Source organism: Pedobacter gandavensis (genome assembly GCF_032678745.1).
GTDB lineage: Bacteria > Bacteroidota > Bacteroidia > Sphingobacteriales > Sphingobacteriaceae > Pedobacter > Pedobacter gandavensis_C.
Window position 1 is genome coordinate 321,755 of record NZ_JAVTST010000001.1, and the last position, 17,622, is coordinate 339,376.

Genomic DNA, 17,622 nt, shown 5'->3' on the forward strand with positions numbered 1-17,622 from the left:
GGGGCTTTATGTTAAGCCTCCAGCTTTAAGCCGTTTTTGGCTACTATAGCCTTAATTATTTGTTGATTTATATGATATTGGCTGAAATGAAAAGGTGTGTGGTGTTTGTTTTTTTGTTGCTGATAGGCCATGGCGTATTTGCACAACAGGGAACGAAGCAATTTCGTAATATTTCAGTAGACAAGGGCCTTTCCCAAAGTACGGTTTTTGCCATGAAACAAGATACCCTGGGCTTTGTTTGGATAGGGACCCAGGATGGCTTAAACAGGTATGATAGTAAAAATTTCAAGACTTACCGCCCGGTAAAGGACAAGGCAAACAGCCTGCAATCTTATTATATCCGCAGTCTGATTCTGGACCATACCGGCAGTTTATGGGTTGGAGGGAATCAGGGAATTAGTCGCTATGATCATAAAACGGATAGTTTTCTAAATTACAAATTACCACATCGGGTTGGGGAGTGGTACATCTGCTCCATGCTGGAAGATGCGCAACATAATATCTGGGCGGTTTCTATCGCTGGAGATGTTTTTTGCCTGAAGTCCGGCGCTGATCAGTTTGTTCCGCTCAACCTGAATACGCTATCCTATGGGATCAAAAACATCTCCTATATCGGGATTTGGAACAATAAGATGTTGCTGGGTACAGATGTAGGACTTTTCGAAATCAATGCTAAAAGAAATGCGCTGAGTAAAATAGAACTTGGCCTGGATAAACCTTCAGTGAATGATGTTTTTATTGAGCAGAATGAACTGTGGGTCGCCACAGAAGGACATGGATTGTTGCATTACGACTTGAAAAAGAAGGAAAATAAATCTTTTGTCCACCAGGCAGGGAGGAATAGCATTGCTGATGATAACGTCCGCTCTATTGCTAAAGATGCGGAAGGCAAGCTCTGGCTGGGAACTTTCAGAGGACTGTCTATTTTAAACCCGGCAGACAATAGTTTCGACAATTACTACCATCAGCTTTCTCAGCCTTTTACCATTGGTCAGAATTCGGTGCGCTTTGTTTACCGCGACCGGCAAAAAGGCATGTGGTTGGGCACTTATTACGGAGGGGTCAGTTACTACCATAAAGACGATATTAAATTCAATCTGCTGAGTCAGAATACAGGCAGCCCTTCTTTGAATGACGAGGTGATTAGTGCCATAAAACAAGACAAGAGTGGAAATTTTTGGATCGGAACCAATAACAAAGGCCTGAATTACTGGAAGCCAGATCGTCATACCATCAGCTATTATTCCGCTCAGGAGAATCAGCCGAATAGCTTGAGTTCCAATAACATTAAAGCCATCAATTTTGATGAGGATGGGAATGTATTGATCGGTACACATAAAGGAGGGTTGAATGTATTGAACCCCTCTACAGGACAAATTAAGCGGTATTTACACCGCCCAAATGATCCGAACAGCATTGCCGGTGATCTGGTTTACAGCATCCTGAATGATAGTAAGGGAAGGATCTGGATAGGCACACGTTCCGGTTTGGATCAGTTCCTGCCTAAATCACAGAAATTTATCCATATTTCCCTGGATAAAGCTGGAAAAAGATTGGTTTCTGATGATATTACCTGTTTGTTCCAGGATAGTCAGGATAGGATCTGGATTGGCACCACCAATGGTGTTTCTCAGTTTTATCCCGACAATATGCTCTTTGGAAATATTGGTGATGGTACTTTAAGCGAGGATATCGTGAATTGTATCGCTGAAGATCAGAAAAAGAGGATATGGATGGGTACCAGGGATGGTCTAAGCCTTTATGACGAAGGAAAGCGCTCTTTTATCTCTTTTAAAAATAGAAAGGGATTTTTAGAAGGTACGATCTATGGCATACAACCTGATGATGATGGGAATTTATGGATTTCTACCAATAGCGGGCTGCTGAAATTTAACCCAGATACCTATGCTGTACAGGTTTTTGATGAAAGTGATGGGTTGCAAAATAACCAGTTTAACGAGTACTCTTTTTGTAAAGCTACAGATGGGATGCTGCTTTTTGGAGGGATAAAAGGGGTTTCCTATTTCTATCCTTCGGCATTGAAGCAAAAGCCGCTCAGCTTGAAACTGAACTTTACGGCCATAGAAGTTTTCAATAGAAACATTACTACCGATGATGGGACGGGTATTTTAAATCAGCACATCGATCAAACGGAAAGCTTGGAGCTTCGTCCAGACGACAAACAGTTTTCTGTGTTTTTTAATACTTTCAATTATATTTCAACCAACCGGACCAAATACTATTACCAGCTGGAAGGTTTTGATGATTCCTGGCAGGAAACCACCGATTTTAAAGTCAGTTATAGCAATTTGCCATCTGGAGATTATGTATTGAACGTTAAAGTGATAGGGCCTAACGGGGAGCTTAGTCCGGTTAGAAGTCTGGAGATCACTGTGCTGCCACCATGGTACAAAACGGGCTGGTTTTATTTAGTGATGTTGCTACTGATTGGGCTAGCCAGCTACATCAGTTACCGCATCATCTCAGAAAGAATGAAAGCCCTGGATCAGTTAAAACTCGAGCGACTGGACAAAGAAAAGGTGGGCTATATTCACAAGGTGAAAATGGATTTCTTTACCAATGTATCACATGAGCTGAGGACACCTTTGACATTGATATTGGCGCCTTTAGAAGAATTAATTAAGCGGCCCTGGGGCGATAAATCGGCGGCTAAAAAGCTAGACTTGATGATGGTCAATGCGAAAAGGCTTTACAATTTAGTGGATCAGCTATTTGAGTTCCGGAAGACTGAAATGGGCACCAGACAGCTTAAAGTAGTCAAGGCTGACCTGGTTAGTTTTGTGCATGAAATCTATGAGTCTTTCCAGCCCCTTGCCGAGAAGAACAAGATCCAATATACTTATCGTGCCAATGAGGCGAAGTTGTCCTTTTACTTTGATAAAGATGCAATGGAAAAGATTCTATTTAATCTCCTTTCCAATGCCTTTAAATACACAAAACCAGGAGGGAAGATCAATATTGAACTCCTGAGGAAAAATGAAGAAGTAATGATCCGAATTACAGATACCGGTTTGGGAATTACTGCGGAAGAATTGCCTAAGGTATTTGATCAATTTTATCAGGTAAATAACCGCGAGATGAACCTCGGTTCTGGGGTTGGTCTGGCCTTTACCAAACGTTTGGTGGAGCTGCACCATGGTCGGATTACGGCAGAAAGTGAACCGGAAAAGGGAAGTAGTTTTACGGTAGTTATCCCGATGTCTGATGCGGTATATGTACATGATCTGACACCTGAAAACAAGGTGTATGAACTTTCTACTACTCCGGAAACAGAGGAGCAAACCGCTCAGGATGGTACTGTTGATTGGAGTACTGAAACTTTAGTAACTGGTGTTGATCATTCAGATAATAAGTCAGTTAAGTTATTGATTGTGGATGATAATCAAGAGATCTTGTCTTACCTGGAAGATTATTTTAGCGCTGATTATCAGGTCTCTCTGGCCTGCGATGGCAAAGTAGCTTTAGCCATGTTGGAAACCCAGCAATTTGATTTGATCATTAGTGATGTCATGATGCCGGAATTGGATGGTCTTCATTTTTGTAAGCGGATCAAGCAGAACATCAATACTTCACATATTCCCTTGATACTTTTAACGGCTAAGAGCGAAACCAGTCAGCAGATAAAGGGTTTGGAAATGGGCGCTGATGATTATGTAACTAAGCCTTTTTCGACAGATTTATTGTCGGCAAAAATTACGAATATTCTGCGTTCCCGGAAACGCTTAAAAGAATACTACTCCGCGAATAAGGAAATTGTACCCGAGAATATTGCCTTCAATACGCTCGATGAAGAATTCCTGAAAGAAGCCATTTCCATCATCGAATTGCACCTGTCTGATGCGGAGTTTTCTGTAGATAAGTTTAGTAAGGAGATCGGGATGAGCAGGTCTAATCTGTATTTGAAATTGAAAGCAATTACCGGCGAATCGGTGATAGAATTCATGAAACGCATTCGTTTTAAGAAGGCCGTAGAATTGATGGTGTCAAAAAGATATACTATTGCGCAGATCGCCTATACCTGTGGCTTTAACACACCATCCTATTTTTCAACCGCATTTAAAAACTATTTCGGGGTGATGCCCAGCGAGTATCTGGCTAAAATGGAAAAGGAAAAGTAAGGAATGGAGTGTTACAGGCCCTTATTCATCAAATTTGAAAGCATTTAGACCGCAATTGAAACGTGGAATTGTCAGTTGATTTTAAATTCGTTAGACCAAATATCACCTACAAATAAAACTTTAAATGAACGTTAACACTATTTTTAAATGTGCTTTCTGTTGCGGTATTTCCCTGTTTTTAAGTCTTGCAGCTATTGCGCAAAATAAGGATCGGCCGAACATTCTGATCATCATGACGGATCAGCAAACCGCAGATGCGATGAGCAATGCGGGGAATAAGGATTTACGAACCCCTGCCATGGATCGGCTGGCAAAAAACGGCGTAAAATTTACCAAAGCTTATTGTGCGCAGCCATTATGTACACCTTCAAGAACTTCGATCTTTAGTGGGAAAATGCCCTTCGAAACAGGCTTTGTGGGCAATGCGCCGGAAAAAGACGGACTTTGGCCGGACAGCTTACTGATGATGGGAAAGATCCTTAAAAATGGAGGCTATAAAACCGGGTATGTCGGCAAATGGCATTTACCTATTCCTACAGCCAAAAGGAGTCAGCATGGCTTCGATGATATTGAAAATACCGATTTTCTGGACTATAATGATGCCGGAACACCTTCGTACTGCGCCCGTTTTATAAAGGAAAATAGAAATCAGCCATTTTTATTGGTGGCTTCTTTTTTAAATCCACATGATATCTGCGAATGGGCCAGAGGTGACGCAATGAAAATGGATGTGCTGGAAAATGCTCCTCCAGCTTCCGAATGTCCTGCTTTACCTGATAACTGGAGCATTTCTGCACATGAGCCGGAAATGATTCGGGAGCAGCAAAAAGTGAGTTTCAGAACCTATCCTACGGTAAACTGGACGGGCGATCAATGGCGACAATACCGATGGGCTTACAACAGGCTGGTCGAGAAAGTAGATGTTTACATTGGTATGGTACTGGCTTCCCTGAAAAAATATGATTTGGAAAAGAACACCATCATCATTTTCACTGCGGATCATGGGGATGGTTATGCGGCACACCGCTGGAACCAAAAACAGGTATTGTACGAGGAAGCTGCTAAGGTGCCTTTTATCATTTCTAAATTGGGCGACTGGGAAGCCCGTACAGACGATATGTTGGTTTGTAACGGGATCGACATCATCCCGACCATTTGCGGCTTCACAGGCGTCGCAAAACCGGCTTATCTAAAGGGGATGGACCTGAGCCAGCAGCTCAAAAACCCAACAAAAAAACTTAGAGATACTTTAGTCATCGAAACTGATTTTGCAGATAATGAAGATTTATTGGGAATTAGTGGCCGTGCGGTTATCACCGCGGACTTTAAATACATCGTTTACAATAAAGGACTGATTAAGGAACAGCTGTTTTCGCTTAAGAAAGATCCCGGTGAAATGAACAATCTGGCGGTAAATTCCGCTTATAAAAAGAAATTGGAAGGCATGCGCCTTTATTTGAAAAACTGGTGTCAGCGTAATGGCGATAAATTTATTGCAGGCGTATTATAGCGATTGATAAGAAATAACATAAAATGAAAAAAATACTGACTTTACTCAGCTTTTCCTTGGTCTCTGTCGCTCTTTTTGCGCAGCAGGAAAATGCGGTGTTGAAAATTGATGCGGAAAAACTACATGCCAGGGTACGTGAATGGCCTTATCCCGCAAACGGGATTATAGTGCCTACTGTTGAGCCTGCCTTGCTTTGGCCCGGCACCAATGGTAAAAATATGGTGCTGCCAATGGAAAGCGGGAGCGAAGTTAAAGAAGATCCTAACATTGGAAATGTAGTTTATAAAGTGATGCTGGCTAGGGATAAAGACTTTAAGAAGGATTTAATCAGCAGTGCTGAGCAACGTTGGACGGTTTATCCGGTACACCAGGCTTTAAAACCGGGGACCTGGTTTTGGAAATACGGCTATAAGTTAAAGGGTGGCAAGCAATGGAGCTGGTCGCAGGTTTATGATTTTCAGGTTGCTGCTACTGCGGGAAATGCAGCGCTTAAAGTGTCTCCGCCAGTTGCGGAAGTGCTGAAACGAAACGAAGGACCACATCCACGATTGTGGAATATGAATAAAATCGGAGAAGATTTTTATCAGAATAACCTGCAAAATCCTGAAGCAAAAAAGTTTATTGTTTTTGCTGAGAAGCTAATGCTGGCACCTTTGCCGGAAGAGAAGCCGCAACGGATCATTGATACGACCGGAAAAACAAAATTGGAAAAGAAGATCATCGTTGAAAGGATGTACCATGGTTTTGGAGATGCGGTAGGGAATCCGGTACGTAATCTTTGTATCGCCTATCAACTGACTAAGGATGAAAGATTTATTAAAGATGCCAAAAGACGGGCCCTAAATATTGCCAGGATGAATCCAAATGGCCTGGCGACAGGTGATGATTTTACCAGTGGTGCGGTATTGGAAGCGCTGGGATGGTTTTACGATGCCGGCTATCAGTTCTTATCTGCAGAAGAAAAAAAGGAGCTTAGGGATATGATTACCCTGAGAGCCAGAAAGGTATATAATCATTTGCCAAATAGATTTGAACTACATGTAAGCGATAATCATGTATGGCAAATTACGCTAAGGAATCTGGCCATTGCTACAGTAGCAGTGATCAATGAGGTGCCTGAATCTAAGGAATGGATGACTTATATGTACGAAGTATGGTCTGCGAGATTCCCGGTATTGGGGACTACGGATGGCGGTTGGCATGAAGGAAATGGTTATTTCAGGGTCAACTTTAAGTCTATCGTGTACCTTTCCCAACTGTTCGGGGATTTTACCGGTGTGGATTATTTTAAGTTGCCATGGATGCATAATCTGCCTTATTTTATGCTGTATACTTACCCGCCACATTCTTCCTCAACTTCTACTGGTGATATGTGGGAAAATATTCCATACATGGTCAAAGGACAAGCCTGGTTTGCAGAAGCGCTGACTTTTAAAATGGATAACCCTTACCTGAACTGGTATGTTGCAGAGATCAAACGCGAAAAACCGGAGTACTTTAGAGGCACGGATGATTTCTTGCTGTTCAGGTTGTTGAATTATAAGCCAAACAGGAAACTCAGTACATTATCACCGTCCAGGCTACCCAAAACAAGGAATTTCGCAGATGTTGGCGTAGCGGCAATGCACGAAGATTTAGGTCAGGAAGACAAGAGTCTAAGTACCTACCTGATGAGCAGTCCATTCGGATCTTCCGGCCATGGACATGCCGCTCAAAATGCCTTTACTTTAAATTATAAGGGTAAAACTATTTTCGGTGGAAGTGGCTATTATAGCAATTTCAGTGACCAGCATAACCTCTTGTATTACCGTACTTCGAGGGCTTACAATACGATTTTGGCCGATAGCATTGGTCAGAAGTTAGGGGAAGAAGGCTACGGCTGGATTCCGCGGACGATCTCAGGAACTAACATTCAATATGCTTTAGGGGATGCCAGTAATGCTTATGGCGAGATTAAAAGTGAGTTTTGGCTGGACAGGTTTAAACAGATCAAATTGACACCTTCGAAAAGTAATGGCCATGGCGATCCGGGAGTAACCTTGTACCGCAGACATATGTTGCAATTGGAGGGTGGTTATGTGGTCTTATATGATGAGCTGGAAGCCAAAAATCCGGTAAAATGGACTACGCAATTCCATGTACCTTATGATAAGATTGTGGCGGAGACCACCACAGATCCGCATCAGCAAAACTTCGGGGTCATCACAGATTTAGCGGAGGTGAAGGCCAGCGTTTTTGCGAACGAACCTTTGAATATGGTAATCCATGATCAGTTTTCAGCGGCAGCGGTAAATTGGAATAAAGTGACCAATGATGAAGGCAAGATCAAAGACTTTGTAAATCAATGGCATGCCGGGATTACTTCGAAACCGATGCAGAAGTTTAGGTTCTTAACCATTATACAAGTGAAAAATGGGGAAGCACAGATGATTAAAATCATCAAGGCAGATCAGGGATTGTATCATTTGAAAATTGGTGATTGGGATATTCAAGCACAACTGGATGGGACAAAAGCTCCGGCATTGCAGGTATCGGAAGGCAATGGTAAATCTTTGTTTAACTATGGAAAACTACCCATCCTTTTTCAGGGAAAGGCGTATCAGCCTAAAATGACAGGCAGTTCTTTTCTATTGGAAAAAGATGCTAACGGAAAATTGAACCAGCAGGAAGTAAGCGATCAGCTACCTGATGTATTGAAGTACGATCGGAAATTTTGATCATCGGCTTGTTTGCTATAAGCTTAAATTAAAACACCCAAAACTGCCTTAATGGTGGTTTTGGGTGTTTTGGTAAATGCGGTTTTTGTACCTGTTATTTCCTGTATAAAGGAGTTCTTTTTAGTAAATATTCCAAAGGACTATTGTACGAACCATCAGTGCTGGTCAGGAAAGCTTTATGACTTTGATTGTAAATGCTTGCATTGTTATCCATATAGATATGAAGACTTACACTCACTTCATATCGTTGTACTGAATTGGCATAGTTGGTATTTGAACTGGAAACGCCTCTTACTTTTTCCTCTCCATCTCTTTTTACCTTAGTATTAGAACTGCCACCGGAAGCACTGGTTTGATAGCCTTTGTTTTGAATAATGGTGCCATCAATTACATATTCAACGCCAAGAATATCACAAATGTCTTTCATGGTAAAAGCCATCATTTTATCCCTGGTTACGCCCGCTTGAAGGAGCTTCGCATTTGTTGTTCTTGGATCAAGGATGGTATATCCTGCAGAATGTTTAGATAGGAAACCATAGGCATCTTCTTGTGCTTTATAGCCGATTTGCTCTGCGCCAGGTTGGTTGTCCATCAAATAAGTAAATGGAAGGATCGCAATTTTGTTGTGGTGATCAGTAGGGCTGGCCGACATCGCTACCTGATCTTTTTGTCGATCTGCAGCAGGTAGGGAACTCTGACCGAAAACCTCAACCCGGCCACTTGCATGGATGATTTTTGAAATCTCAGATTTTTTAATGGTGTATTCTACCGTTTCGCCAGGATAAATAAAACTGACTTCATTATCGCTGATTCTGGTCAGTTTACCTTTCATTTCTTCACCATTGGTTTTTTGGATGATGTCTGGCTTTACTGATGGACGATTCTGAGCGAAAGTGTTAAGTGTGATGATTGTCGCGAAGACAAATAAGAGAATTTTTCTCATGATATGTGATGTTGTTTGTCAAATATAACAAGGATTGCGCTGTTTTGATTTATGTTTTCTAAGAAAAATAAACGCAGCTTTTTCCGTATTATTGGGCTTTATCCCCAATCAGATGATCATTTCAAAAAAAGTAAGTGTCTTGATTTTGTTTTTTGTAAGCCTGTTTTTCGTTTTATCGCTAAATGCCCAAACAAAAGACACCGCAAAAACTGCAGTTACAGTAGACAGTTTAAAGTTGGATTTTGTAGGAAAAATGCAGGCATTTGCAAAGCGCTCTTCAAAAGAAAGTGCGGATGAGTTTGCGGCGGATAAGGCAAGAACTGCGCAGATCAAGACATTTGAGGAAATCAAAAGGACGATGCAAAAGGCAAAGATCTACCTTAAAGGAAATCTGGATACGCCCGGTACTAAGACCGAATTGAAAGAAATTGAAAAAGATTTTGTTATCGCGGGAGATGGGGTTTTTAACAATAAAGGCTCTGCACAAACCTTCCGAAATTTAACAGCTACTTCCAAAATATTAGCCGAATTATTAAAGAAAGCTAATTTCAGAAAATCGAAGTTAGACATTCGTCAGCAAGACCTGAATAATTTGCGTTATCAGATGGATTCTTTAATGAGTGTGCCCGCCTTATTTAAATTCCCAACGGATTCTAATACACTGATGAAATACCTGCAGAAAATAAAGGTAATCGCTTATGAAAATGAGCCAATAGATTCTGCATTAAAAATTGCCGTTAATAATATCCAGACTTTGCTGAATCAGGTCAATATGACTGTTTTTAAACTGCAAAGTAGTTTGGAAGAATTGGATACCTATCAGAGAGAGATGGCAGACCATACTTACAAGCGGGAATTTAGTAACATCTGGGGCGAAGAGGGTTTTTCCCGTTCTTTTGGAGAGATTCTTGATTTTTCAAAAACAAAGGGATTACTGACTTTCAGCTTCTATGTAGAAAATAATATAGGGAAAATATTGCTGTTAATTCTATTGATCATCACCTCCTTTGTCTATTTGAGGTCGATTAAAAGCATCTATGTTAAAGAAAACCTGTTAAAGCCTGATTTTGAAGGACAATTGGTGCTGAGGTATCCTTTTCTTTCTGCAGTGTTGATCGTGATCAGTTTATTTCAGTTCTTTTTCCCCGCCCCGCCTTTTATTCTAAATGCCATTTTCTGGTCGGTATCTTGTATTTGTCTGACGCTGATTTTTATCGGTTTTGTAAACAGGTTTTGGTTGAGGGTATGGGTATTAATATTCCTGCTTTTTATGTTGGCAACGGTCTGCAATATGGTACTACAAGCCTCCAGAACAGAACGCTGGATCATGCTGTTTACTTCTGCCTTGGGCATTGCATTAGGTTTATTCAGCTTAATAAAAGGAAATCGTGAAACGCTAAAGGAAAAATGGATCACCTGGTCTATCGCTTTTATGGTTTTTCTGGAATTTGCCGCGATCATCGCCAATACTTTTGGGCGCTATAATCTTGCTAAAACACTTTTTATAAGTGGATTTTTGAATGTGGTGATCGCCATTCTTTTTCTATGGACAGTCAGGTTGATCAATGAAGGCTTGTTAATGGCTTTTAATGTGTATTCCGGACAGGATAAGAAGCTGTTTTATCTGAACCTGGAAAGGGTTGGGAAAAAGGCTCCTGTGTTCTTTTACGTATTGTTGGTGATCGGTTGGCTGGTATTAATTGGTCGTAATTTTCCTTCATTCGACTACCTGTCGAAACCACTGTTGAACTTTTTTACTGAGGAACGTACATTGGGAAGTTATACCTTCACGATCAATAATATGCTCTTGTTCCTGTCTATTATGGGCGGTTCGGTTCTGGTGTCTAAAGTTGTTTCCTTTTTCGCCACGGATCAACACATTTCTCCGGGAAAAGAGAATAAGAACGAGCGACAGGGCATAGGCAGCTGGTTATTATTGGTTCGGATTTCTATTCTTTGTATTGGGTTATTTTTAGCTGTTGCAGCAGCGGGGATTCCGGTAGACAGGCTGACCATCGTTTTAGGTGCTTTAGGCGTAGGTATTGGTTTTGGTTTGCAAACCCTGGTTAACAATCTGGTGAGCGGTTTGATCATTGCATTCGAAAAGCCTGTGAATGTAGGGGATATTGTAGATATCGCCGGACAAGGAGGAACCATGAAATCTATTGGATTTCGGAGTAGTGTGATCTCCAATTGGGATGGCGCTGATGTAGTAGTTCCTAATGGAGATCTGTTAAATACCCAGCTGGTGAACTGGTCGCTCGGTGGAAACCGGAAACGGATGTCGATCATGATCGGCATTGCTTATGATTCTGACTTAGAAAAAAGCAGACAAATTCTAAGGGAGATTTTAGGCAAGGAAGAGCGGATTAGTAAAAATCCTGGTCCCATTGTGCAATTTGAACAATTTAATGACAGTTCGATTGACCTGAAGATTTATTTCTGGGCGAAGCATATTGGGGAGACTTATGCCACCAGAAGCGACCTGATCATTGCCATCGCTGCCGCTTTTAAAGAAAATGAGATCAAAATCCCATTCCCTCAACATGAGGTATATCTGCGTAATTTGGGTGATCATTCCGATAATGATCATAAGGAATAAAGGGGGAGCCCTAAGAAATAATAAAAGGAGCGGCTATTCATTGAAAAAATGAGTAGCCGCTCCTTTTAGGAAAAAAATGATTCCTGATTTATTTTATACCTGGCTTACCAGTTAAACGATGGATCGCTAAGTGCTAAACCGCTAAGGGCATCTTTTTTGGCTGTAGCATCTGCAACAGCCTGGATGCTTGGATTAGCAGGATAGGCTTTTCCATTATACTTTATCAAATGATCTTTTCCATTGCTTTGAATAATCAGATCTTTCCAACCTTTTGTGCTTGTTGTGGCAACCGAAACAGGGTAATCCACGACCGTGAATTTATTAAGGACTTTTCCTTCTGCATCAAATAATAGCATGGTGCATCCTCCTGATCCACAAAAATAAGAACCTGTTAATCCCACTAAAATCTCTTTTTTAGGGTCCTCATTCAGGTTGACTTCAAACAGTTTGAATTTTCTGCTTGGGGTATCAATCAGGTTTTTCGCCAGATCATCTTTGTATATCTCGTTCAACTTAAGCTTGATCAGATCAACTGTCTTTTGATCAACAGCAGGTACAGTTGCTACAGTTGTATCTGTTGGAGTTGCTGTCGAATTTTGTACTGCACTGAGGGTATCAGTATTGTTCTCTTTTTTTTCTGAAGAGGTACAGCTAAATAGAAGCATCCCGCTTAGGAGACCAATAACTGGAAATTGTATTTTCATATGCGTGTTTTTTATAAGTAGTTAAAGATACTGCTTTTGACTGGATTCATGCAATTGGACCTGATAACTTAGCAATTTTCACATTGCCGATTTTAGCTTAGAAAACTATGGTCAAGTAATTGATTCGAAGTTTTTTAGTCAATCTTTATAGAAAAGTTACGGTATTTCCCTTTTTTGGGAGCAAAGAAACCGATACATTTGAGGCCTTGAAGAAGCGCATTGCCATATTTATCACTTTAATCCTCCTCATTTTTTCTACCGGATTGCAGGAATTAATCAAACTGCCCTTACTTTTTCAACATTATTTCGAACACAAGGCTATAAATGAGGATATTACCTTCTCTACCTTTCTGTTTGACCATTATAATTCTGTGCCGCATACAGACAATGACCAGGAACGCGATAATCAATTGCCTTTTAAATCGGTTGATCAGCACTCCGTTTTAAGCAATTCTGCTGCTCCACCATTCCATAAATACCAGATTAAAGTATTTAGCGCTCAGCTACGCACAAAAACAGTCATTTATAACGATGACCATGTCCCATCCGCTTACCTGGATACCATTTGGCAACCGCCAAAAGTTTGATTTATACTACTAAACCGGCAGGATAATTCCCTGGTTTAGCTCTTATTGTTAGAAGAATAAATCACATTACAATTTTTTTATGTTGAATAAAATCATTGGGTTTTCTGTAAAGAATAAACTCATAGTAGCGCTATTTACCATCGCGCTGATCATTTACGGTGCTTTTGAATTGACAAAGCTGCCCGTAGATGCAGTGCCTGATATTACCAATAATCAGGTGCAAATTATCACCACTGCGCCTTCTTATGGCGCCACAGATATCGAAAGACTGGTCACATTCCCCGTAGAACAGGCAAGTAGTAATATTGCCGGAATCAAGGAAATCAGAAGTTATAGCCGTTTTGGACTTTCGCTGGTAACCCTGGTTTTTAACGACGATGTAGATGTTTACTGGGCCAGACAACAGGTTTCAGAACGATTGCTGACTGTACAGGCAAGTATTCCTGATGGCATAGGGAAGCCTGAAATGGGACCTATTTCTACAGGTCTCGGAGAGATTTACCAGTATGTGCTGAAACCTAAAAAAGGTTACGAAAGCAAATACGACATCACCGAATTGCGGACGCTCCAGGATTGGGTGGTTAGGCGACAACTCCTGGGTGTAAAAGGGGTAGCCGAAGTGAGTAGTTTTGGAGGTAAATTGAAACAATATGAGGTAGCCATCAATCCCAATAAATTACAGGCGCATGGGATTACCATTGCCGATGTGTTTAATGCTTTGGAAAGTAACAACCAGAATACTGGCGGTTCTTATATAGAGAAACAATCATCGGTAAGCTATATCAGAAGCGAAGGACTGATTGAAAATAAAGACGACATAGAAAATGTAGTCATCAAGAACAAAAATAACAATGTACCCTTATTGGTTCGTGATGTTGCGGAAGTGAAAATCGGCTCAGCAACACGTTATGGTGCCCTGATTTACAATGACGAAGGAGAGGTTTCCGGTGGAATTGTAATGATGTTAAAAGGTGCCAATAGTAATGTGGTGATTGAAAGTATCAAATCAAAGATTGCCGAGATACAAAAGATGCTGCCGGAAGGTGTAGTCGTAGAGCCATTTTTGGACCGCACGGATATGGTGAGCAATGCAATTGATACTGTAAAGACAAACCTGATGGAAGGGGCCTTGATTGTCATCTTTGTACTGGTGCTGTTTTTAGGAAATGTCCGCGCTGGTTTACTGGTGGCCTCTGTAATTCCCCTTTCCATGCTTTTTGCCATCATCATGATGAATTTGTTTGGGGTAAGTGGCAACCTGATGAGCCTTGGTGCCCTGGATTTTGGATTGATTGTAGATGGTGCGGTGATTATCGTAGAAGCCGTGATGCATCAATTGACACATAGCAAGAAATTTGCCGGATTGCGGACGCTATCTCAGCAGGAAATGGATAAAGAAGTGAAAAGTGCTTCTTCGAAAATGATGAATAGTGCGGTTTTCGGACAGATCATTATCCTGATTGTGTACCTGCCGATTTTCAGTTTGCAGGGAATTGAAGGGAAGATGTTCAAGCCAATGGCACAAACGGTAGCATTCGCACTGTTAGGCGCCTTTATCTTGTCGCTAACCTATATTCCAATGATGAGTACCGTGTTCCTGAGTAAAACGATCAGCGATAAAAAGAACTTTTCTGATCGCCTGATGGCAAGAATTGAATCCGGTTATAGCAAAATATTAAACCGTGCATTGGCAATTCCTAAACTCATTTTAACAGTAGTGGTGGCCATGTTCGTGTTTGCGGTCTTTTTATTAACGAGACTCGGTGGTGAGTTTATTCCATCGATTGAAGAAGGAGATTATGCAGTAGAAACCAGGGTGCTTTCTGGTAGTAGCCTGAATACAACCATAGAAAACGTACAGAAGGTATCTGCGATTTTGAAATCCCGATTCCCGGAAGTGAAAAATATCGTGACCAAAATTGGTAGTAGTGAAGTGCCTACAGAGCCATTGCCAATGGATATGGGGGATATGATCATCAACCTGAAAAAGAAAAGTGAATGGACTTCCGCCAGCTCTTTTGATGAGTTGTCTGAAAAAATGAGTAAAGCGGCTTCGGAAGTTCCAGGGGTAACCACGAGTTTTCAGTTCCCGGTTCAGATGCGCTTTAATGAGCTGATGACGGGAGCCAGGCAAGATGTGGTCTGCAAGATCTATGGCGAAAACCTGGATACTTTGAGTGTATATGCCAAGCAATTGGGCAATATTGTGAGAAGTGTGGAAGGAACTACGGAGCATTATGTAGAACAGATTTCCGGAACGCCTCAGATTGTGATTAAGTACAACAGGCCCGCAATTGCGCAGTATGGATTGAACATTGCTGAAGTTAACAGAAACATCAATGCGGCTTTTGCAGGTCAGAGTACAGGGCTTGTTTTTGAAGGGGAGAAGCGCTTCGAATTGGTGGTGAGATTAGAAAATGAAAATCGAAAAGACCTGACTGATGTACAGCAGTTGCTGATCCCAACACCTGCAGGTCATCAGATTCCTTTAAGTCAGGTGGCTACCGTCGAGCTGGTAGACAGCCCAAGTCAGATTCAAAGAGAAAATACGCAAAGAAGGGTATTGGTAGGCTTTAATGTGAACGGCCGGGATGTAGAAAGCATCGTGAACGAATTGCAGGAAAAAGTAGAGGAAAAGATCAAATTGCCGGTAGGTTATACAGTGGCTTATGGTGGATCTTTTGAAAACCTGAATGAGGCCAAATCTAGATTGTCTGTAGCTGTTCCAGTATCATTGATTCTCATTTTCTTACTGTTATACTTTGCTTTTGACTCTATAAAATATGGCCTGTTGATTTATACCGCCATCCCATTGTCGGCGATTGGAGGGATTTTCCTGCTGGCCATTCGTGGGATGACTTTTAGCATTAGTGCAGGGGTTGGCTTTATCGCTTTATTTGGTATTGCCGTATTGAATGGGATTGTATTGGTTGCAGAGTTCAACCGCATTAAAAAAACCGGAGAAACAGATATGAAAAATGTAGTGATGCAGGGAACCAATACGAGGTTAAGACCGGTATTAATGACTGCTTTTGTAGCTTCTTTAGGCTTCTTGCCGATGGCATTGAGTAATGGGGCAGGTGCTGCAGTACAGCGGCCGCTGGCCACAGTAGTAATTGGTGGATTGATGATTGCCACTTTGTTGACGCTTTTCGTCTTGCCAATCCTATATATTGCGGTGGAGAAAGGTTTGAAACCTGTTAAACACGCCAAATCGGTAGCTACACTGATCCTGTTGGTTTTTGCTTTTAGCCCTTTTAATACGGTTCTGGCACAAAGACCCATCGATCTAAAGGAGGCTTTAGACAGCGCTACCACAGGGAATCTGCTGGTTAAAGGCCAAAAGTTAAGAGCCGAACAAGCACATCAGCTGATTAGAACGGCAGGGGATATTCCCCAGACCAATTTATCCGGGCAGTATGGGAAATTCAATAGTTCCCTGATTGACAATGGCTTTGGGGTCAGTCAGAGTTTTAGTTTACCAACCCTTTATGCCAGGCAAAAAACCAGAGGTGTTGAAGAATGGAAACTGAGTTTGCTGGATGTGGATTTAAAACAAGCAGAACTGAAAAAGTTGACCAGTTCCATGTTTTACGAGCTATTGGTGATCGCGGAAAAAGAAGCTTTGCTGGTAGCGATGGACAGCACCTATCGCGAGTTTTTGAGAATTGCCACTTTAAGGTTTAAAGCTGGAGAAACCAATATGCTGGAAAAGGCGACTGCGGAAAATCAATTGACACAAATTGGCCGACAAAAGAAAGAGTTGCAAAAGGAGTTTAGTTTCCTGCAGCAGCAGTTTATGTTATTGATCAATAGCGGAGAAAAACGTTGGCCAAAGGCCCCTGATTTTAAGCTAGGCTGGACTGATATCGCTCCTGAGATGCTGGAAAATCACCCTGTGTTGAAATTGCATGTACAACAGGAGCAACTGGCCAAAGCCAATACTGGTGTTGAAAAGGCAAAATTGCTCCCTGGAATCACGTTGGGTTATCAAAATATGAGTCTGCAGGATGGGATGCGTTATGACCTGGGTTCAAGGTTTCATTCCTTTCAGCTGGGTGTCGGTATCCCGATCTTTTCAGGAGCCCAGAAAGCAAGGATAAAATCTGCAAAAACACAGCAGGAACTCGCCATAAATGAAACTGCTTATGCAAAGAAACAGTTGCAGGCGGAAATGGAAGATGGCATTCAGCAGTTGAAAAAGAACAAAGAAATTGTAGCGGATTTTGAAAGTAATGCTTTGAAAAATGCCAGAGAAATTACCCAAACATTGAATAAACAATTGCAAAAGGGGGAAATCAATTATCTGGAATGGACGGTACTGAACCAACAGGCTTTAGCCCTCCGTATGGATTATTTTAATGCCATTATCAACCTCAACAACAGTATTATTCAATTGAATTACCTTTTATCAAAATAA

General features: G+C 41.4%; 8 protein-coding genes. 6 read left to right on the forward strand and 2 right to left on the reverse strand.

The genetic code is table 11. The annotated features are described in order from the left end of the window. Positions 1-71 precede the first annotated feature (71 nt). The 3 genes from R2S10_RS01285 (at position 72) to R2S10_RS01295 (ending at position 8,366) form a co-directional block, all read left to right on the forward strand. On the forward strand, positions 72-4,139 hold the full coding sequence (locus R2S10_RS01285; RefSeq protein WP_316838618.1) for a two-component regulator propeller domain-containing protein: 4,068 nt from the start codon (positions 72-74) through the stop codon (positions 4,137-4,139). Positions 4,140-4,263: 124 nt separating this feature from the next. Further along, positions 4,264-5,649 carry a sulfatase gene (locus R2S10_RS01290; RefSeq protein WP_316838619.1) on the forward strand — a complete coding sequence of 462 codons (1,386 nt, stop codon included), beginning with the start codon at positions 4,264-4,266 and terminating at the stop codon, positions 5,647-5,649. Between the two features lie 23 nt (positions 5,650-5,672). Beyond that, entirely contained in the window at positions 5,673-8,366 is a 2,694-nt protein-coding gene (locus R2S10_RS01295; protein WP_316838620.1) for a DUF4962 domain-containing protein, read from the forward strand. Between the two features lie 94 nt (positions 8,367-8,460). Here R2S10_RS01295 and R2S10_RS01300 read toward each other — a convergent pair whose 3' ends face one another. Further along, the gene (locus R2S10_RS01300) at positions 8,461-9,309 is read right to left on the reverse strand and encodes a hypothetical protein (RefSeq protein ID WP_316838621.1); all 849 of its coding nucleotides are present in this window, start codon (positions 9,307-9,309) and stop codon (positions 8,461-8,463) included. A gap of 112 nt (positions 9,310-9,421) precedes the next feature. Between R2S10_RS01300 and R2S10_RS01305 the strand changes: the two genes are divergently transcribed. Then, positions 9,422-11,911 carry a mechanosensitive ion channel family protein gene (locus tag R2S10_RS01305; RefSeq protein ID WP_316838622.1) on the forward strand — a complete coding sequence of 830 codons (2,490 nt, stop codon included), beginning with the start codon at positions 9,422-9,424 and terminating at the stop codon, positions 11,909-11,911. Between the two features lie 104 nt (positions 11,912-12,015). Here the strand turns inward: R2S10_RS01305 and R2S10_RS01310 are convergent, their stop codons facing one another. Then, positions 12,016-12,615 (reverse strand): hypothetical protein, encoded by a 600-nt coding sequence (locus R2S10_RS01310; protein ID WP_316838623.1) that lies wholly within the window; start codon positions 12,613-12,615, stop codon positions 12,016-12,018. Between the two features lie 206 nt (positions 12,616-12,821). Here R2S10_RS01310 and R2S10_RS01315 point away from each other — a divergent pair, with 206 nt between their 5' ends. Both R2S10_RS01315 and R2S10_RS01320 read left to right on the forward strand, forming a co-directional pair. After that, on the forward strand, positions 12,822-13,202 hold the full coding sequence (locus tag R2S10_RS01315; protein ID WP_316838624.1) for a hypothetical protein: 381 nt from the start codon (positions 12,822-12,824) through the stop codon (positions 13,200-13,202). A 79-nt stretch (positions 13,203-13,281) separates the two neighbouring features. After that, positions 13,282-17,622, forward strand: a complete 4,341-nt coding sequence (locus tag R2S10_RS01320) for a CusA/CzcA family heavy metal efflux RND transporter (protein WP_316838625.1) — start codon at positions 13,282-13,284, stop codon at positions 17,620-17,622.

Coding starts and splice junctions, on each gene's coding strand:
- R2S10_RS01305 (WP_316838622.1), top strand. CDS start 9,422: ATGATCATTTCAAAAAAAGTAAGTGTCTTGATTTTGTTTTTTGTAAGC.
- R2S10_RS01295 (WP_316838620.1), top strand. CDS start 5,673: ATGAAAAAAATACTGACTTTACTCAGCTTTTCCTTGGTCTCTGTCGCT.
- R2S10_RS01290 (WP_316838619.1), top strand. CDS start 4,264: ATGAACGTTAACACTATTTTTAAATGTGCTTTCTGTTGCGGTATTTCC.
- R2S10_RS01300 (WP_316838621.1), bottom strand. CDS start 9,309: ATGAGAAAAATTCTCTTATTTGTCTTCGCGACAATCATCACACTTAAC.
- R2S10_RS01285 (WP_316838618.1), top strand. CDS start 72: ATGATATTGGCTGAAATGAAAAGGTGTGTGGTGTTTGTTTTTTTGTTG.
- R2S10_RS01320 (WP_316838625.1), top strand. CDS start 13,282: ATGTTGAATAAAATCATTGGGTTTTCTGTAAAGAATAAACTCATAGTA.
- R2S10_RS01310 (WP_316838623.1), bottom strand. CDS start 12,615: ATGAAAATACAATTTCCAGTTATTGGTCTCCTAAGCGGGATGCTTCTA.